This is a genomic window from Pseudomonas furukawaii (assembly GCF_002355475.1).
GTDB lineage: Bacteria > Pseudomonadota > Gammaproteobacteria > Pseudomonadales > Pseudomonadaceae > Metapseudomonas > Metapseudomonas furukawaii.
Map to the genome: position 1 here is coordinate 5,263,806 of NZ_AP014862.1, position 17,095 is coordinate 5,280,900.

The 17,095-nt window shown below is 64.5% G+C and carries 17 protein-coding genes; 6 read left to right on the forward strand and 11 right to left on the reverse strand.

What is annotated here, in order from left to right; translation table 11 throughout:
• Positions 1-63: 63 nt before the first annotated feature.
• Positions 64-945, forward strand: a complete 882-nt coding sequence (gene ilvY / locus KF707C_RS24500) for an HTH-type transcriptional activator IlvY (RefSeq protein ID WP_003457180.1) — start codon at positions 64-66, stop codon at positions 943-945.
• Between the two features lie 50 nt (positions 946-995).
• Here ilvY and ilvN read toward each other — a convergent pair whose 3' ends face one another.
• Positions 996-1,487, reverse strand: a complete 492-nt coding sequence (ilvN, locus tag KF707C_RS24505; RefSeq protein ID WP_003457181.1) for an acetolactate synthase small subunit — start codon at positions 1,485-1,487, stop codon at positions 996-998.
• Positions 1,488-1,489: 2 nt separating this feature from the next.
• Entirely contained in the window at positions 1,490-3,214 is a 1,725-nt protein-coding gene (locus tag KF707C_RS24510) for an acetolactate synthase 3 large subunit (RefSeq protein ID WP_003457184.1), read from the reverse strand.
• A gap of 410 nt (positions 3,215-3,624) precedes the next feature.
• On the opposite strand from KF707C_RS24510, the gene KF707C_RS24515 reads away from it, so the two are divergent.
• On the forward strand, positions 3,625-4,068 hold the full coding sequence (locus KF707C_RS24515; RefSeq protein WP_003457186.1) for a DUF4124 domain-containing protein: 444 nt from the start codon (positions 3,625-3,627) through the stop codon (positions 4,066-4,068).
• 9 nt (positions 4,069-4,077) lie between these two features.
• On the opposite strand, the gene KF707C_RS24520 is transcribed toward KF707C_RS24515, so the two are convergent.
• Genes KF707C_RS24520 through mrcB form a run of 3 tightly spaced genes read right to left on the reverse strand, consistent with a single transcriptional unit; the run spans position 4,078 to position 7,494 of the window.
• The gene (locus KF707C_RS24520) at positions 4,078-4,407 is read right to left on the reverse strand and encodes a YqcC family protein (RefSeq protein ID WP_003457190.1); all 330 of its coding nucleotides are present in this window, start codon (positions 4,405-4,407) and stop codon (positions 4,078-4,080) included.
• Positions 4,407-5,159, reverse strand: coding sequence for a tetratricopeptide repeat protein (locus tag KF707C_RS24525; protein ID WP_003457192.1), 753 nt, complete (start codon positions 5,157-5,159; stop codon positions 4,407-4,409). The genes KF707C_RS24520 and KF707C_RS24525 overlap by 1 nt, the downstream gene beginning before the upstream one ends.
• Positions 5,160-5,175: 16 nt before the next feature.
• Positions 5,176-7,494 carry a penicillin-binding protein 1B gene (mrcB, locus tag KF707C_RS24530; RefSeq protein WP_036994461.1) on the reverse strand — a complete coding sequence of 773 codons (2,319 nt, stop codon included), beginning with the start codon at positions 7,492-7,494 and terminating at the stop codon, positions 5,176-5,178.
• 115 nt (positions 7,495-7,609) lie between these two features.
• Here mrcB and KF707C_RS24535 point away from each other — a divergent pair, with 115 nt between their 5' ends.
• The 3 genes from KF707C_RS24535 (at position 7,610) to KF707C_RS24545 (ending at position 10,619) form a co-directional block, all read left to right on the forward strand.
• Positions 7,610-9,169 (forward strand): bifunctional aminoglycoside phosphotransferase/ATP-binding protein, encoded by a 1,560-nt coding sequence (locus KF707C_RS24535; protein ID WP_003457197.1) that lies wholly within the window; start codon positions 7,610-7,612, stop codon positions 9,167-9,169.
• A 271-nt stretch (positions 9,170-9,440) separates the two neighbouring features.
• Positions 9,441-9,713, forward strand: coding sequence for a TfoX/Sxy family protein (locus KF707C_RS24540; RefSeq protein WP_003457200.1), 273 nt, complete (start codon positions 9,441-9,443; stop codon positions 9,711-9,713).
• A 105-nt stretch (positions 9,714-9,818) separates the two neighbouring features.
• Positions 9,819-10,619, forward strand: a complete 801-nt coding sequence (locus tag KF707C_RS24545) for a Crp/Fnr family transcriptional regulator (protein WP_003457204.1) — start codon at positions 9,819-9,821, stop codon at positions 10,617-10,619.
• Positions 10,620-10,900: 281 nt separating this feature from the next.
• Here KF707C_RS24545 and KF707C_RS24550 read toward each other — a convergent pair whose 3' ends face one another.
• Genes KF707C_RS24550 through KF707C_RS24565 form a run of 4 tightly spaced genes read right to left on the reverse strand, consistent with a single transcriptional unit; the run spans position 10,901 to position 14,504 of the window.
• Positions 10,901-11,785, reverse strand: a complete 885-nt coding sequence (locus tag KF707C_RS24550) for a ChaN family lipoprotein (protein ID WP_036994463.1) — start codon at positions 11,783-11,785, stop codon at positions 10,901-10,903.
• A gap of 18 nt (positions 11,786-11,803) precedes the next feature.
• Positions 11,804-12,571, reverse strand: a complete 768-nt coding sequence (locus tag KF707C_RS24555) for a heme ABC transporter ATP-binding protein (protein WP_003457207.1) — start codon at positions 12,569-12,571, stop codon at positions 11,804-11,806.
• Complete coding sequence (locus tag KF707C_RS24560) at positions 12,571-13,554, reverse strand: FecCD family ABC transporter permease (protein WP_085986684.1); 984 nt, start codon at positions 13,552-13,554, stop codon at positions 12,571-12,573. The genes KF707C_RS24555 and KF707C_RS24560 overlap by 1 nt, the downstream gene beginning before the upstream one ends.
• Positions 13,555-13,604: 50 nt before the next feature.
• Positions 13,605-14,504, reverse strand: coding sequence for a heme/hemin ABC transporter substrate-binding protein (locus KF707C_RS24565; protein ID WP_003457213.1), 900 nt, complete (start codon positions 14,502-14,504; stop codon positions 13,605-13,607).
• Between the two features lie 299 nt (positions 14,505-14,803).
• On the opposite strand from KF707C_RS24565, the gene KF707C_RS24570 reads away from it, so the two are divergent.
• Complete coding sequence (locus KF707C_RS24570) at positions 14,804-15,133, forward strand: Rieske (2Fe-2S) protein (RefSeq protein ID WP_003457216.1); 330 nt, start codon at positions 14,804-14,806, stop codon at positions 15,131-15,133.
• On the opposite strand, the gene sfsA is transcribed toward KF707C_RS24570, so the two are convergent.
• Both sfsA and KF707C_RS24580 read right to left on the reverse strand, forming a co-directional pair.
• Entirely contained in the window at positions 15,130-15,837 is a 708-nt protein-coding gene (gene sfsA / locus KF707C_RS24575) for a DNA/RNA nuclease SfsA (protein WP_003457218.1), read from the reverse strand. The genes KF707C_RS24570 and sfsA overlap by 4 nt on opposite strands.
• Positions 15,834-17,009: a pyridoxal phosphate-dependent aminotransferase gene (locus tag KF707C_RS24580; RefSeq protein WP_003457222.1), complete on the reverse strand. Its 1,176-nt coding sequence runs from the start codon at positions 17,007-17,009 to the stop codon at positions 15,834-15,836. Before KF707C_RS24580 ends, sfsA begins: the two co-directional genes overlap by 4 nt.
• Positions 17,010-17,095: the final 86 nt, after the last annotated feature.

A 17,095-nucleotide genomic window follows, 5' to 3' on the forward strand; every position in this document is an offset into this window, starting at 1 on the left:
CGATTCGATCCATTGCGTAAAATGATATATTCGCAATGCAACGTGCCACTATTAGAAACAATCATGGACAACCACTCCCTCAGGCTGTTTCTTTCCCTCGCCGACAACCTGCACTTCGGCAAGACCAGCCGCGAGCAGCATGTCAGCCCCTCCGCACTCAGCCGCAGCATCAAGCAACTCGAAGATGAACTTGGCGTCCCACTCTTCGTGCGCGACAGTCGTTCGGTCCAGCTAACCCGCGAAGGGAGGCAGTTCCGCGAGTACGCCAGCGAGGTCATGAACGGCTGGCACGCCATCCGCCAGCGGTTCATGCAGGACCAGGCAGACCTGCACGGCGAACTCTCGCTGTACTGCTCGGTAACGGCGAGCTACAGCTTTCTCTACGACATCCTCAGCAGCTTCCGCCAGGACTACCCACGAATCGAGATGAAGCTGCACACGGGTGACCCCGCGAAGGCCGTCGAACGTGTGCAACAGGGGTTGGAAGACTTGGCCATCGGAGCCCGTCCAGACAATCTGCCGGCTGGCGTCGACTTCCAGTCCATTACCCGCTCCGAGCTGCGTTTCATAGGCCCACAGTCACCGCAACTGCTGACCGAGGAGCAGCTGCAACGTCCCTCGGCGGAGAGCTGGAGGGACGTACCGATGATTCTCTCGGAAGAAGGCCTGGCCCGAACTCGCACCGATCGTTGGCTGAAGAGCCACAGCATCAAGCCGCGCATCTACGCCCAGGTGAGCGGCAACGAAGCCATCGTCAGCATGGTGAGCCTGGGTTTCGGCATTGGCGTAGTTCCACAGATCGTACTCGACAACAGTCCTCTGACCGCGCGCATCCGCATCTACGATATCCAGCCTCCCCTGACCGCCTACGACATTGGCCTGTTCGCCCTGGAAAAGCGTCTCAAGGATCCACTGATCGCAGCTTTCTGGAATCGCCGACAGTAATTCCAGACATAAAAAAACCCCGCGCGAGGCGGGGTTTTTCACAGCGGATATCAGATACTCAGAACCTTGTCGCCACGGGAAATCCCGGTGACTCCACTGCGTACGGTCTCCAGGATCGAACTGGTGCCGATGGCCTGGATGAAGCTGTCCAGCTTGTCGCTCGTACCCGCCAGCTGGATCGTGTAGACGCTGGAAGTCACGTCGACGATCTGGCCGCGAAAGATATCGGTGGTGCGCTTGACTTCGGCGCGCTGGGCACCGGTAGCCTTGACCTTGACCAGCATCAGTTCGCGCTCGATGTGAGCGCTCTCCGAGAGGTTCACCAGCTTCACGACTTCGATCAGCTTGTTCAGGTTCTTGGTGATCTGCTCGATCACTTCATCATGGCCGACAGTGGTGAGAGTCAGACGCGACAGGGTCGGGTCCTCGGTAGGGGCCACGGTCAGGCTTTCGATGTTGTAGTTCCGCTGGGAGAACAGGCCCACGACGCGGGACAGTGCGCCCGGCTCGTTTTCCAGCAGCAGGGAAATGATGTGTCGCATGTTCAGGTCCGCTCCGTCTTGCTCAGCCACATGTCACGCATGGCGCCATCCCGGATCTGCATCGGGTAGACGTGCTCGCTGGAATCGACCTGGATATCGAGGAACACCAGTCGGTTCTTCAGGGAGAACGCTTCTTCCATCTTCGCCTTCAGATCCTTCGGATCGGTCACACGAATACCGACGTGGCCATAGGCCTCGGCCAGCTTTACGAAGTCAGGCAGCGACTCCATGTAGGAGTGGGAGTAACGGCTGTTGTACTGCATGTCCTGCCATTGGCGGACCATGCCGAGCGTACCGTTGTTCAGGTTGATGATCTTCACCGGCAGGTCGTATTGCAGGCAGGTGGACAGCTCCTGGATGTTCATCTGGATACTGCCTTCGCCGGTCACGCACGCGACATCGGACTCGGGGAAACTCAGCTTGATGCCCATGGCGGCGGGGAATCCGAACCCCATGGTGCCCAGGCCGCCGGAGTTGATCCAGCGATTGGGTTTGTTGAAGCGGTAGTACTGCGCCGCGAACATCTGGTGCTGACCTACATCGGACGTGATGTAGGCGTCGCCCTTGGTCACTTCGCACAAGGTCTCGATCACGCTCTGGGGCTTGATGATGCTGCCGTCGCCCTTGTCGTAGGGGAACAGGGCACCGCCAGCACGCCACTCGTCGATCTGCTTCCACCAGGCTGCGACGGTATCCTTGTTCGGGGTTTCGCCGATTTCCTTGAGGATGGCGACCATTTCGGACAGCACGCTGTCCACCGGCCCCACGATCGGGATGTCGGCCTTGATGGTCTTGGAGATCGACGCGGGGTCGATGTCGATGTGGATGATCTTGGCGTTCGGGCAGAACTTGGCGGCGCCGTTGATGACGCGATCGTCGAAACGCGCGCCGACGGCCAGGATCACATCGGAGTGATGCATAGCCAGGTTGGCGGTGTAGCTACCGTGCATGCCCAGCATGCCGACGAACTGGCGGTCGGTACCCGGGAACGCACCGAGGCCCATCAGGGTATTGGTGACCGGCAGGTTGAGCATCTTCGCCAGCTCGGTCAGCTGCTCGGACGCATTACCCATGATCACGCCGCCACCGGAGTAGAGAATCGGGCGCTTGGCGGCCAGCAGCATCTCGGCAGCCTTGCGGATCTGGCCGGAGTGACCGCGAACGGCGGGGCTGTAGGAACGCAGCTTGACCTTCTTGGGGTAGCTGTACTCGAACTTCTGCGTCGGGTCGCCCATATCCTTGGGAATGTCGACCACAACCGGCCCGGGACGACCGGACTGGGCAATGTAGAAGGCTTTCTTGATCACCTCGGGGATTTCCGAGGGATGCTTGATGATGAAGCTGTGCTTCACGATGGGACGGGAGATACCGACCATGTCGGTCTCCTGGAACGCATCGGTACCCACCATGTTGCTCGGCACCTGACCGGACAGGATCACCATCGGAATGGAGTCCATGTAGGCGGTGGCGATACCGGTGATGGCGTTGGTCGCGCCGGGACCGGAAGTCACCAGCACCACGCCGGGCTTGCCGGTGGCGCGGGCATAACCGTCAGCCATGTGGGTAGCGGCCTGCTCATGACGGACCAGGATATGGGTCACGTCATTTTCCTTGAACAGGGCATCGTAGATATGCAGGAGGGCACCGCCCGGGTACCCGTAAATGTACTTAACGCCTTCGTCACGCAACGAGCGGACGACCATTTCAGCGCCAGATAAAAGCTCCACGTTTTTCACCTCTAGAACGCCAGATAACCGCCCGCGACCGGACGGCCTGAATAGGTCTGCCTGCGAGCAGCGCGTGAGCGACTGGTGGTCGCCGACTACGTCAGCTGCTGAACTCGACAAGCAACGGGTCCCCCCCTGAGAGTTGTTGCGGGGCTTTCCCACCCAGCGCGAGGTAACGCGTTGCGGGTGTAACAGGTCGGCGCGGGTATGCACCTCATCGACTGCTACAGCTTCCGACTTGCGGCCGGCCCACTGGAACAGCGAACCCTGGATTCTTCGGATTAGAAGGCTCCAAGTCAAGTGATCCATGAGTAAATCTTGCATGGAGTGCTGTGACGTGACGCAGGATCGGGGATCGCGGCTTTTGGTTATAGTTACCGCAGGATTCTCCGACTTCAGAAGGAAACCCCATGCACCGCATGATTCTCGCCGGCAGCCTGCTGCTGGTCCTGAGCGCTTCCGCCCTGGCCGGGCAGGTCTACAAGTGGGTGGACGCCCAGGGCGTGACTCATTTCGGCGCACAGCCGCCGGATGGCCAGGCAGCGACCAGCGTGAACACCTCTGTGCCCAAGCCTCAGCCACTGCCCAAACTGGACAGCGAGATGGGCGATCTGCCGGAAACCCAGCCTGTCGGGGACCAGAAGGCCATCGATGAGAAAGTGAAGGCGGAAGTCGCCAGCCAGGAGGCCGAGCGTCGCACCTATTGCGAAAACGTCCGTACCAACCTGGCGCAGCTGCAGAACAATCCACGCATCCGGATGGACATCAACGGCGAGGTACGCCGCCTGACCGAGGAAGAACGGCAATCCCGGATCCAGGAAGCCCAGAAGGCAATCGACGAAAACTGCAACTGACGTGCGACGTCAGCGGGTACCACCGATCAATCGATCGAACGCCCCCAGCGCCTCGAGCAGGGCAGCGACCTCGCCGCTCCGTTCCCGGTACGCCTCCTCCGCCATCGCGCGGATGCCCGATGCCTGGGGCAACTCCAGATCATTCTCGAGAATGGCCTTCATGCGCGGCAGGAACACCCACTGCAGCCACTCCTCGAACGCCAGCGTATCCACGCAGAAGGGCGCCTGACTGGCCAGCGCCTCGGCACTGGGCGCCTCCAGCGCCCAGAAACCGAGGAGCCGCAACTCCCGCTCGATGAGCAGGAGCTGATCGGCCACCTCTAGGGTGCGGGAATCCATCAGAGATTCACCTTGGCGCGATCACGGGCCTGAGCGGCGCCCGCCATGTCACCCTGGCGCTCGCGAGAGCGGGCGATCAAGTCCCAGAGGCTGGCCTGCAGGGCCGGACGGCCATTGGCATAGGTCAGGGCACGGCGCGCGAACTGCTCGGCCTGTGCAGCATCACCCTGTGCCAGGCGAACCTCGCCCAGTCGATAAAGCACCTGGGGTTCGCGAGGCGCGATGCGCTGGGCGCGCTCCAGGCTGGCAGCCGCGCCGTTCAGATCACCGCCGCCCTGCTGTTGCTGTGCGGTGGTGAGCAGCGCCAGCACCGGGCCGTCCAGCTGCTCGTCAGCGGCCAGGCCGCCGGAGCTGGGAATACCCGAGGGAGCCGGGGCGCTGTAGCTCGGAGTGCTGTAGCTGGGCGCACCATAGTTGCTGCTGGTCGGCGCGACGGGCGCTGCACCCGGGCCAGAGGTGAAAGGGCCGGGGGTGATGGGGCCGGTAGAAACGCTACCGCTGATGGGCGCGCTCGATGCAGGGGCGGCGATGGGAGAGCCCGCGCTCGCACCGGGCACCATCACCACCACGCCGGAGTCCTCCGGGAGGCTGCGCGGTGCAGCCGGCGCCTGGTTGTAGCGCCCAGCGCCGGGCTGCTCCAGCTCCGACAGGGGCGCGCCGGAATCGACCACGGGGATAGCCCCACGCTGAGGCGAAGCGCAGCCCGCCAGCAGGGTCATGGCGGCAAGGGCGGGAATCCAGGCTTTACTCACGTTTCATCCTCTTGGTTCATTGCATCCAGCCGCGAACCCAGTCCATGACCGAGTCCACGGGTGCTCCCAGGCCACAAGGGGCGCCGGGGGCAGGTTCACTGCCGCGAATGTAAGGCATCTGGACCGCGCCCGGACAACTCGGGTCGGACCCCTGCCCGCTGTGCGGATCGATCCAGGCCTGTGTCACGTTGTCCGGCATAGGCATGTCCAGCGGCAACGGATCGGCCTTGCGCATGAAGCTTGTCCAGACCTGCAGCGCACCCGTGGCACCGGTGAGCGGCGTCTTGCCGTTATCATCGCGCCCCAGCCAGACCACCGCCAGCAGGTCCTGGCTGAAGCCGGCGAACCAGCTGTCGCGGGAATCGTTGGTGGTCCCGGTCTTGCCCGCCAGGGTCAGGGAAGAGGGCAACTGGCTGTAGACCGAACGCCCGGTCCCCTCGCGCATCACGCGCTGCATGGCGTTCTGCACCAGGTAGATGGCGCCCGGATCGAATCGCTGCTGGATCTGGAAGGGATAGCGCTTGAGCGGCTCGCCCTCCGCAGTGAGCACACTACGAATCGCACGCAACGGCGTATTGAAGCCACCGTTCGCCAAGGTCTGGTACATGGTCGCCACTTCCATCGGGGTCAGCGCGCCCGCGCCTAGGAGCATCGAGGGATACGCCGGCCATTCGCGGGAAACACCCAGCCGCTCAAGGGTTTTGAGCACATTGGGTACGCCCAGTTCCAGGCCCAGCTTGGCAGTCGACAAGTTGTAAGAGTTCGCGAGCCCCTGGTACAGGTAGATGGTTCCGTGGGCACGTCTGTCGTAGTTCTGCGGACGCCAGACCTGGCCATCCTGCCCCTTCACCGAGAAAGGCTCATCCGCCACCCAACTGGTAAGGGTGTACTGGCTTGGACGCTCAAGGGCGGTGAGGTAGATGGCGGGCTTGATCAGCGAACCGATGGGGCGCACGGCATCCACCGCGCGGTTGAAGCCGGCGAAGCGCGGCTGGCGGCTACCGATCAGGGCCTGGATTTCACCGGTTTCCGGGTTGCTCACCACCATGGCCGACTCCACCTGGTCGACGCCCTTGCGCCCCGACAGGCGCTTGAGGGTTTCGTTCAGGGAGACCTCCGCCTTGGACTGCAGGATGGGGTCGAAGCTGGTGAAGATGCGCAGGCCTTCCTCGGTCAGGTCTTCCTCGCGGTAGTCCTGGCGCAGCTGACGCTTCACCAGGTCTAGAAAAGCCGGGTAGGAACTGTCCGCCAGGCTGCCGCGCTGGGTCACACCCAGGGGCTTCTGCTTGGCCGCCACGGCTTCCTCCGGGGAAATCACACCCTGCTCGGCCAGCAGGTCGATCACCAGGTTGCGGCGCTCCAGCGCACGCTCCGGAAAGCGACGCGGGTTGTAGTAGGACGGCCCCTTGACCATGCCCACCAGCAGGGCGATCTGATGCACCTTGAGCTCAGCCAGCGGCTGGCTGAAGAAATACTGGCTGGCCAGGCCGAATCCGTGGATGGCGCGCTGGCCGTCCTGGCCGAGGAACACCTCGTTGAGGTAGGCCTCGAGGATCTCGCGCTTGTCGTAGTGCAGTTCCAGCAACACCGCCATCATGGCTTCGGTGGCCTTGCGGGAGAGGCTGCGCTCATTGGTGAGGAAGAAGTTCTTCACCAACTGCTGGGTCAGGGTACTGCCGCCCTGACGCAGTTCGCCGGCGGTGGCGTTGACCCAGAAAGCCCGGGCGATGGACTTCAACGAGACGCCGTGGTGATTGAAGAACTCGCGGTCCTCGGTGGCCATCAGGGTTTCCACCATATAGGCGGGCACCTGGTCCAGCTTGATCAGGACCCGGTCCTCAGGTTGCGCCGGGTAAAGGCCGCCGATGAGCAACGGCTCCAGGCGCGCCACGGCCAGGTCAGCGCCGCCGGCCTGGGTGAGCCCTGCGACATAGTCGCCGGAGAAGCGCACGCGAATCCGCTGGGCCGGCTCGGCGCCTTCATAGAATTGGAAGCCACGGGTGTTCAGGTCGACGGTATTACCAGCGACCGATGCGGCACCAGGGCCGTTGGAAACGCTTTCGCGGCGATACCCCAGGGCATCGAGCTCCTTGAGGAAGTCTTCCTTGGACAGTTTCAGGCCGACGAACAGCTCCAGCGGTCGGGCATAGACCTTCGCGGGAACTGTCCAGCGCTTGCCGGAGAACTTCTCCTGCACCACAGCGTCGAGGTAGATGGCGAAACCGGCAAGGATCACCAGGCCGACGAGGCCCAGCTTGATGGCCCAGCCCAACCAGGGGCGAAGGCCGCCGGAGCGGCGTTTGGAGCGGGATTTGGGGGAGCGGGGACGTGTCATGGCGGCGCATTATACGCACTTTATCCACAGCCAACAGGCACGCCCTGACGGTTTGCAGGCCAGTTCCGAGCCGCCATAATGCGAGTCTTTACAAGCGACAGAACAAGGAACGCCCGTGAGCCAGCCCCTTATCGCCGCCCTGCAGAACCCGTCCCTCTACCCTCACCCGGTGGACGGTTTCCAGGTGATCGAGACGCACATTTCCTGGGTGCTGCTGACCGGCGGCTATGCCTACAAGATCAAGAAGCCGGTGAACTTCGGTTTCCTCGACTTCACCAGCCTCGAAGCCCGCCGGCACTTCTGCGGCGAGGAGCTGCGTCTCAACCAGCGCCTGACGCAGGACCTCTACCTGGAAGTCCTGCCCATCACCGGCAGTCCGGAAGCCCCGCAGATCGGTGGCGAGGGCGAAGCCTTCGAGTACGTGCTGAAGATGCGCCAGTTTCCCCAGGACAACCTCCTCAGCGCAGTCCAGGCTCGCGGTGAGCTGACCCCCGCCCATATCGACGCCCTGGCCGACCAGATCGCCAGCTTCCACCTGGCCGCGCCGAAGGTCGCCCAGGAGCACCCCCTAGGAACCGCAGAGGCCGTGATGATGCCGGTTCGGCAGAACTTCGAGCAGATTCGCCCGTTGCTGACCGACAAGGCCGACCTTCCGCAGCTGGACGCCATGGAAGCCTGGGCCGAAAGCAGCTTCGAACGCCTGAAGCCACTGCTGGAGCGCCGCAAGCAGGAAGGATTCATCCGCGAATGCCACGGAGACATCCACCTGGGCAATGCCACCCTGATCGATGGCCAGGTGGTGCTCTTCGACTGCATCGAATTCAACGAGCCCTTCCGCTTCACCGACGTCTACGCCGACATCGCCTTCCTGGCCATGGACCTGGAAGACCGGGGACTCAAATCCCTCTCCCGCCGCCTGATCAGCCGCTACCTGGAGCGCACGGGAGACTACGCAGGACTGGAGCTGCTCAACTTCTACAAGGCCTACCGCGCCCTGGTTCGAGCGAAGATCGCCCTGTTCAGCCTCGCCCACCAGGCCGACCCCGTGCAGAAGGCCGCCACCCTGCGCCAGTACCGCAACTATGCGGGCCTGGCAGAAAGCTACAGCGCCATCCCCTCCCCTTTCCTCGCCATCACCCACGGCGTCTCCGCCTCCGGCAAGAGCCATGTGGCACTGCGCCTGGTGGAAGCGCTGGGCGCAATCCGCCTGCGCTCGGACGTGGAGCGCAAGCGCCTGTTCGGTGAGCAGAAGGCCGCCGCACAAGGCCTGGCGAGCGGCATCTACGACCAGGACGCCAGCGCCGCCACCTACCGGCGCCTGAATCAGTTGGCGGATGCCGCCCTGCATGCCGGCTTCCCGGTGGTCATCGACGCCACCTTCCTCAAGCACGAACAGCGCGCCGCCGCCTGCAAGGTGGCCGAAGAGACCGGAACGCCCTTCCTGATCCTCGACTGCCATGCCCCGGAAGCGGTGATCGAGGCCTGGCTCGTCCAGCGCCAGGCGGAAGGAGGAGACCCCTCCGACGCTACGCTGGAAGTGGTTCGCGCCCAAATGGCCAACCGTGAGCCGCTGACCGCCGAGGAACTGGCCCAGAGCAGCCGCATCGACACCGACCAGGCGTCCAGCCTGGACAGCCTGGTGGCGCGTATCCGGCAACACCTGCCGGGCGTCTGAGCCCGGGCCGCCGCACCGGGCAGGATCCGGTGCGGCTTCTATACTGCCGCCTGAGTCACTCTCGGCCGAGCAACCGCCGTCCATCCCAGCGCTGGTGCCATCCCAGGCGGAAAGCAGCGCAGGATCGGCCCTATCGCAACAGCAGTGATCGTTTTCCGTGCAGGAGCCGCGCGAGGATACGGCGATAGCAAAAAGCCAGGCACTGCGGGTGGCCGCTACACTTATCCACAGCCCTGTCCCTCTCGCGCCACATCCATCGCAAGGAGGCTCGATGAACGACGAACTGCAACATATGAAGAACCTGGGCAAGACGTCAGCGCAATGGCTCCATGCGGTTGGGATCCATAGCGCCTCGGACCTTCGACGCCTGGGTGCCGTGGGCGCTTACAAGGCCGTCCGTGCGCGGGGGTTCCGGGCTTCCAAGGTGCTGCTCTACGCCATCGAGGGCGCGCTGCTGGACGTGCACTGGAGCGAACTGCCTCCCGGCCACAAGGCAGAACTGAACCACCAGTTGGACGCGCCGATTGGCCACAACAAGAGCTAGCTCACAACCTCCTGCGGGAGTGATTTACCTGCGGACCTTCTATCCCTATTGTTTCAGGGACCTTCGTGTGTCACGCCATTCCAGTCCGCTCAAGGAATTCCTGCCATGTACCTACTCGGGGAGCAACCGGCCTACGCCGATCAGCTGATCAACAGACTGCAGAGCATCCCCGGGCAACTGCTCGACGGCCTGGCCCCTGCGGGTCCTGCGTTGCGCCTGGAGCAGACCGACGACCTGTCCGCGCTGCTGCCAGGCAACCAGCTGTTCCTCATCGAAAACGGGTTGCTCCACGCCAATGTCGACGAGCGTCCGCTGTTCTACCTGCAGGAAGGCGACCTGGTGGGGCTGCGCCAGGGCATCGAACTGCCGTCCTGCCGCTACAGCAGCGATGAACCCGTCAGCCTGCTGCCCTATAACCGAAGCGAAGTGTTCCGGCATATCTATGCCAGCGAAAAGCTGCAGGAACTCTTCATCCAGTACCTGGTGGGACACACCGCCCTGCTCTCCGATGCCGTCGCGCGGCTGAAGCAGCCGGATGTGCGCCCCTCCACGGGTTTCCAGCACTTCGCCAAGGGCGAGGAACTGATCCGTCAGGGGGATGAAGCCGATCATGTGTTCATCATCATCGAGGGTCATGCCGCGGCCTATGTCGACGGCCAGAAGGTAGGCGACGTGCAGAAGGACGAGATCTTCGGCGCCATGGCCGTGTTCACCCGTGAAAAACGCAGCGCGACGGTGATCGCCAGCGAACCCTGCACGGTGATGGTGATCCCCAAGGAGCAATTCCTCAGCCTGATGCAGAGCAACCCGCGCATCGCCCACAGCCTGATCGAGAGCATGGCGCGGCGGATCGACCTGCTGAACAAGGAGGTCACTCAGTTGCGCTTATCGCCGGATCGGGAGTGATCCTGGCCCAACGAACGAACCCCGGCCCGGCATGCCGGGGTTTTCATATCCAAGCGCGAATTCAGGGCCATGAAGCTTTTTCGAATGAGTGCTTGACTCGAAAATGATAATCGTTATTATTCGCACAACTGATCGCGAGATCAGTCGGTAAGCTGGGAATCCAAGCAGTCGGACTTTCAGATTATCTCCTCATCAGGCTAATCACGGTTTTAGACCCGGCTCTTTGCCGGGTCTTTTTTTGCCTGAGATTCAGCCCAAGCCGCCCCGCGCCCACCGCGGCTTCAGCGACGGGGCGACGCGCTCTCCCGCAATCCGGCGCAATGGTCGATCGCCGGCAGTGCTGCGGTATACCAGACATAGTCGGCCTCGCCACGCGCCACCGGTTTGCCCACCTCGGCCAGCATCAGCACCGCCGTGCCGTGCGTCTGCCCGAGATCCTCCAGGTGCAACGGCACTCCCAGGTCCCGGCGGACATGAAAGCCCCCGGCCAAGAGCATGGCCGGGACCGGCGCCGCCAGCAGCCGCTCGGCCATTCGCCGATCACGCTGTTGCTGCACCGCCAGCATCGCCGGCAATTGGGATTCCGGCAGCATGCCGCAGTGGGATTCGCGGATCTGCGACAGCAGCGACCTGCTCACGTCATCGCGGGTCGAGCGCTCGCCCCGGAGCTGCGGACGCTCCCGGTAAAGACGCTTGATCTCGTCGCGATCGAGATTGGCTGCCAACAGCGGGTATGGCTGCGCCAGCGCATGGGTGACTATGGGCCCATAAAGCGTCCAGTCCCAACTCGGCCGCCAGGCGAGCGCCCTGGGAAGGTCAGCCGGCAACGGCCCTTTGTGAACAGCATCGACGCTGGCCTGTTGTGCAGGCTCGAGCATTTCCAGCAGCAGGCTGCCCTGGGCGCGCCGCGACTCAAGGGCGCGCAGCAACCAGAGTTGCAGGGCGTGATGATCCGGGTTGTCGTGCTGTTCGCCGACCAGCACCCTCGACTGATCCGCGAGCCGCTCCAGCAATTGCCCCGGCGTCAGCCGCTCACCGCTGCGCAGATCCTGGATGAGTCCAAGCCTCGGATCATGGCGACCCTCCGGGCTCTGCCAATCGGGTGGTGGCGGAAGGTTCTGACACGCGGAAAGCAAGGCAAGGAGGGCCAGCAGAAGTGGGCGCATGGAGAATCCTTCGACATATCAGCGAGCGACTATGAGCGGATGCCCCCGCTCGGGATGACGCTGCACCAGCACGTCCAGCCCGAATACCGCCTTCAGCGGCTCGGCCTGGAGCACCTGCTCCGGAGTCCCCAGCACATGGGGGCGTCCGTCGGCGAGCAGCAGCAGGCGATCACAGTAGCGCGCCGCCAGGTTCAGGTCATGCAGGATCACCAGCACCGCGACGCCCCGCTCGGCGAACTCGCGCACGGTGTGCAAGGTGGTGTGCTGGTGAAGGGGGTCGAGCATCGAGGTGGGCTCGTCCAGCAATAGCGATTGCCCCGCCACCCCGGGCCAGAGCTGCGCCAGCACCCGCGCCAGGTGCACGCGCTGCCGTTCGCCGCCGGACAGTGCCAGGTAGCTGCGCCCAGCCAGGTGGCTGGCATCCGCCGCCGCCAGCGCCTCGGCCACGACCTCGGCGTCACGCTCACGGCCGCTATCGTGGGGCATGCGCCCCATGGCCACCACTTCGTCGACACGGAAGGCGAACCCCAGCGTGGAGCTCTGCGGCAGTACGGCCAATCGACGGGCACGTTGAGGGCCTGACCAATCACCCAGCTCCCGTTCATCCAGACAGACCCGGCCGACCGACGCCGGCACCTCGCCGCAGAGCGCCCCCAGCAGCGTACTCTTGCCCGCGCCATTGGGCCCCAGTACACCCAGCACTTCACCCGGTCGCAATTCCAGTTCGATCCCCGCCAGCACGCGCCTGCCACCACGCTGCACGGCCAGTTGTTCCACGCGCAACATCAGGGGCGACCTCGTACCAGCAGATAAAGGAAGAATGGCGCACCAATCAGCGCCGTGACGATACCGATGGGCAACTCCGCGGGCGCCAGCACCAACCGTGCCGCCAGGTCCGCAAGGAGCATCAGGCTGGCCCCGGCCAGGGCCGAAGCGGGCAACAGCACGCGATGGTCCGGCCCCGCCACCAGGCGTACCAGGTGCGGCACCACCAGACCAACGAAACCGACCAGCCCGGCCGCCGCCACCGCCGCCCCCACTCCCAGGGCGGTACAGAACACCAGCTCGCGCTTCAGGCGCTCCACCTCGAAGCCCAGGTGACGGGCCTCCGACTCACCCAGCAGCAGGGCGTTGAGCGCCCTTGCCCGGCGCGGCAGCCAGAGGATCACCAGCAGGGTCACCGCCAGCAGCGGCCAGAGCCGGTTGTAGCTGGCGCCATTGAGACTGCCCATGTTCCAGAAGGTCAGGCTGCGCAAGGTGGCGTCATCCGCCAGGTAGGTGAACAGACCGACGACGGCGCCCCCCAGGGCGGTCAGGGCAATGCCGGCCAGAAGCATGGTCGCGACGCTGGTCTGGCCGTCTCGGCGCCCCAGCCGATAGACCAGCAAGGTGACGCCCAGCCCACCCGCGAAGGCGCAGATCGACAGCAGGTAGGGCTCGATGGCGGTCGGCAGCCCGCCGACGCTTGCGCCAGCGACGATAGCCAAGGCACCGCCGAGCGCGGCTCCGCTGGAGACGCCCACCAGCCCCGGGTCAGCCAGGGGGTTGCGGAACAGCCCCTGCATGGCGACACCGGAGAGCGCCAGAACGGCGCCTACCGCCAGCCCCAGCAAGGCACGCGGCAGGCGAATCTGCCCCAGGATCAGCTCCGCCTGTGCCAGGCCCTCACCGGAAATTGGCAGCCCTGCCAGACGCAAGGCCGCACGCATCGTATCGCCCAGCGGCAGGCTGACCGGTCCCAATGCCAGGGAAAGCCAGAGGACAAGCAACAGCAGCGCCCCCAGGGCGAGAAAGAGAGGACGGGCTGGGATGGATACGCTCATGGCTGGCTGGAACTGTTCACGATCAGGGCCGGAGCGGAAGGATAGAAGCCTCTGGACAATGCGGCTATCCCATCCGGCAGGCGCGGACCGAGGCCACCCACCAGCAGGGTCGGGTCCAGGCTCAGCAGACGACCATCGCGAGCGGCCCGCGTCGCCGCCAGCGCGGGGTTCTGCTTGAGCAGGGCCTCGCGGGCCGCCTCGCCATCCAGGCGGCGGTCGGCGACCACCACCACGTCGGGGTCCATGGCCGCCAGGGCTTCGCTGGAGATGGCCTTGTAGCCCTGGTGATCCGTCAGGTTACGACCGCCAGCACGCTCGATCAGCCAGGCGCCGGTGGTGTCCCTGCCGCCCGCCAGGGGATTGCTGCCGGCGTGGCCGAGGAGGAACAGTACCTTGGGGGCCTCCTCGGTCTGCCGGATCCTGGCCACCCATTTCGCCTGCTGCTCCAAGCGCTGACGGTAGTCGGCTAGCGCGCGTTCGGCGCCCGTCTCATCCCCCAGGAGACCACCGAGGAGATTGAGATTGCGCTCCAGGGTGACGAGGTCGGGAGCGGACTCCAGGCGCTCGACACGGACACCTGCCGCCTCCAGCTGTGCCAGCACCGACGGGGGCCCCATCTCCTCCGTTCCGATCAGGATATCCGGACGCACGGACAGGATCCCCTCTGCAGCCAACTGGCGTTGATAGCCGATGCTGGGAAGTGTTCTCAGGGATTCCGGGTGCAGGCTGGTGGTGTCCACCCCCACCAGCTTGTCCTGTCCACCCAATGCCACCACCCACTCACTGACGGAACCTCCGGCACTGACCCAACGCTGGGGACGACCATCGTCCGCCACGGCCGGATGGGACAACAGAATGCCGGCACAGAGACCGGCCAGACCGAGAACTCGACGCATCGAAACGACTCCATCATGGAAGCTGGAAACGCTGGCGCCCTGCAATCACAGGGCGCCGGCCTGATTCGGGAACAGCGCGACGGAGTAGGGGCTCAAGGAACCGAAGCAGCCTCGGCCAAGCCTCACCAGACTTCCCGCTCCGGGATGCCGGCCGCCATCATCCGTCTGACCTGACGAACGACGGCGACGAACACGGAAAAATCCCCGCCCAGACCAGGGCCCCCTTTCAACACGAGGACGAGCCCCTCTTGGCAAGCCACGATGGCGCGCCATAATGCGCGCCTGCCATGGAGATGACGATGATCCTGCTCTGCCGCCCCGACGAACTGGCCGAAGGTCAGAGCCGGGGCTTTCTGATCGACGACCTGAACCTGCTGCTGGTGCGCAAGCACGGCCGCGTTCACGCCTACGAGAACAGCTGCCCCCATCGCGGGATTCCCCTGGAGTGGCTGCCCGACCGGTTTCTCGACAACAGCGGTAGCCTGATCCAGTGCTCGAGCCATGGCGCGCTGTTCCTGATCGAGTCCGGTGAATGCGTGGCCGGCCCCTGCTCCGGCGACACCCTGCAGCCCCTCGAATGCCGTGAGGACAGCGAGGGTATCTGGCTACTGGGCCGGCCCGAGACCTAAAGCCTCACCTCGAGACGGCGCGTGACGCGAACCTCTTCCCGCGTCAGCTCCACGCCGTAGGCCAGCACCTGGACACCCGCCTTCACTGCCTCGCGCAATGCGGCGGCGTAGGCCGGATCGATTTCCTCCGCTGGCCTGACGGCCTCGATGCCGGAGAGGTTCACGCAATACAGCTGGACCGCACGCACACCCTCCCGAGCAAGGGCCGCCAGTTCTCGCAGGTGCTTGGAGCCGCGCAGCGTGACGGCATCCGGAAACGCAGCCACCGGGGTACCTTCGAACCCCAGGGTGACACTCTTCACCTCGACGAAGGCCGCTCCCTCCGCAAAGTCCAGGCGAAAGTCCGCGCGGCTGTTCTCCTGTCCGTAGGCCACTTCGCGCTTCAGCCCCTGGAAACCCGCCAGCTCCGGTATCACGCCACCCCGCAGCGCCTCCTCCACCAGTGCATTGGCCCGCGCCGTGTTGACGCAGGCCAGCCGCCCCTGGGGAGTCTCGGAAATCTCCCAGGTACCCGGCAGCTTGCGCTTGGGGTCGCTGGAACGGCTGAACCAGACCCGGCATCCCTCGCTCATGCAGTTGAGCATGGAGCCGGTATTGGGGCAGTGGATGGTCAGGTGTTCGCCGGCCGCCGTCTCGATATCCGCGAGGAAGCGCTTGTAGCGCTTGAGCAGCCTGCCCTCCTCAAGCGCCGGGTCGAATCTCATCTACCCGCCCAGGTCTTCAGGCCACGGGCGAGACGCTCCACGGCCTCGGCCAGGCGCGGCAGGCTCTGGGTATAGGCGAAACGCACATGCTGGCCGGACAGGTGACGGCCGAAATCCAGGCCCGGCGTAAAGGCCAGGTATTCCGTTTCGATGAAGTGGCGGCAGAAGGCGTAGGCGTCGCCACCGAAGGCGGAGATGTCCGCATAGAGGTAGAAGGCGCCCTCCGGCTCCACGGCGATGCGAAAACCCAGCTCCCGCAGGGCGGGCAGCAGGTAGTCGCGACGGCGGGCGAACTCGGCGCGGCGCTGTTCGAGGATTTCCAGCGTCTCGGGCTGAAAACACGCCAGGGCGGCGTGCTGTGCCACCGAAGGGGCACTGATGTAGAGGTTCTGCGCCAGTTTCTCCAGTTCGGATACGGCTGCGGGCGGCGCCACCAGCCAGCCCAGGCGCCAGCCGGTCATGCCGAAATACTTGGAAAAACTGTTCAGCACGAAGGCTTCGTCATCCACCTCCAGCACGCTGGCCGCCTCCATCCCGTAGGTCAGGCCGTGATAGATCTCGTCCACCACCAGGTGGCCACCGCGCGCCTTCAGTGTTGTCGACAAGGCTGCCAGCTCGTCGGCGTGAAGGACGGTCCCCGTGGGATTGGCCGGAGACGCCACCAGGGCACCCACGCTGCCGTCATCCCAATGCCGCTCGATCAGCTGCGGCGTGAGCTGGTAGCGGGTATCCGGCCCCACCGGCACCAGCTGCGCCCCGCCTTCAACCAGTCGCAGGAAGTGACGATTGCAGGGATAGCCGGGGTCCGCCAGAAGCCAATGCCGACCCGGGTCCACCAGCAGGCTGCTGGCCAGCAGCAGCGCGCCGGAACCACCGGGGGTGATAAGAATGCGTTCCGGGTCTATGTTCAACCGATAGCGCGATGCATAGAAGCCGGCGATGGCCTGACGCAATTGCGGCAGCCCACGGGCAGCGGTGTAACGGGTATGCCCGTCAGCGAGCGCCGCTTGACCGGCCCGGATGATGGGGTCGGCGGTGGTGAAGTCCGGCTCGCCGATTTCCAGGTGAATGACATCGTGGCCGGCCGCCTGCAGTTCATTGGCACGGGCCAGCAGGGCCATGACGTGAAAGGGTTCGATAGCGCGGCTGCGCGCACTGTAGGGCTGGGCCATTGGCCTTCCTTTATTAAGGCAAAGAGAGGATTCTACCCAATGGCCCCCGGGCGGCGCAGCAGGCGCGATACCGGGGAGTAGCGCAC

Bases quoted from the DNA above. Each gene is read 5' to 3' on its own strand.
- ilvY (WP_003457180.1), top strand. From the start codon at position 64: ATGGACAACCACTCCCTCAGGCTGTTTCTTTCCCTCGCCGACAACCTG.
- ilvN (WP_003457181.1), bottom strand. From the start codon at position 1,487: ATGCGACACATCATTTCCCTGCTGCTGGAAAACGAGCCGGGCGCACTG.
- KF707C_RS24515 (WP_003457186.1), top strand. From the start codon at position 3,625: ATGCACCGCATGATTCTCGCCGGCAGCCTGCTGCTGGTCCTGAGCGCT.
- KF707C_RS24520 (WP_003457190.1), bottom strand. From the start codon at position 4,407: ATGGATTCCCGCACCCTAGAGGTGGCCGATCAGCTCCTGCTCATCGAG.
- mrcB (WP_036994461.1), bottom strand. From the start codon at position 7,494: ATGACACGTCCCCGCTCCCCCAAATCCCGCTCCAAACGCCGCTCCGGC.
- KF707C_RS24540 (WP_003457200.1), top strand. From the start codon at position 9,441: ATGAACGACGAACTGCAACATATGAAGAACCTGGGCAAGACGTCAGCG.
- KF707C_RS24545 (WP_003457204.1), top strand. From the start codon at position 9,819: ATGTACCTACTCGGGGAGCAACCGGCCTACGCCGATCAGCTGATCAAC.
- KF707C_RS24550 (WP_036994463.1), bottom strand. From the start codon at position 11,785: ATGCGCCCACTTCTGCTGGCCCTCCTTGCCTTGCTTTCCGCGTGTCAG.
- KF707C_RS24555 (WP_003457207.1), bottom strand. From the start codon at position 12,571: ATGTTGCGCGTGGAACAACTGGCCGTGCAGCGTGGTGGCAGGCGCGTG.
- KF707C_RS24565 (WP_003457213.1), bottom strand. From the start codon at position 14,504: ATGCGTCGAGTTCTCGGTCTGGCCGGTCTCTGTGCCGGCATTCTGTTG.
- KF707C_RS24570 (WP_003457216.1), top strand. From the start codon at position 14,804: ATGATCCTGCTCTGCCGCCCCGACGAACTGGCCGAAGGTCAGAGCCGG.
- sfsA (WP_003457218.1), bottom strand. From the start codon at position 15,837: ATGAGATTCGACCCGGCGCTTGAGGAGGGCAGGCTGCTCAAGCGCTAC.
- KF707C_RS24580 (WP_003457222.1), bottom strand. From the start codon at position 17,009: ATGGCCCAGCCCTACAGTGCGCGCAGCCGCGCTATCGAACCCTTTCAC.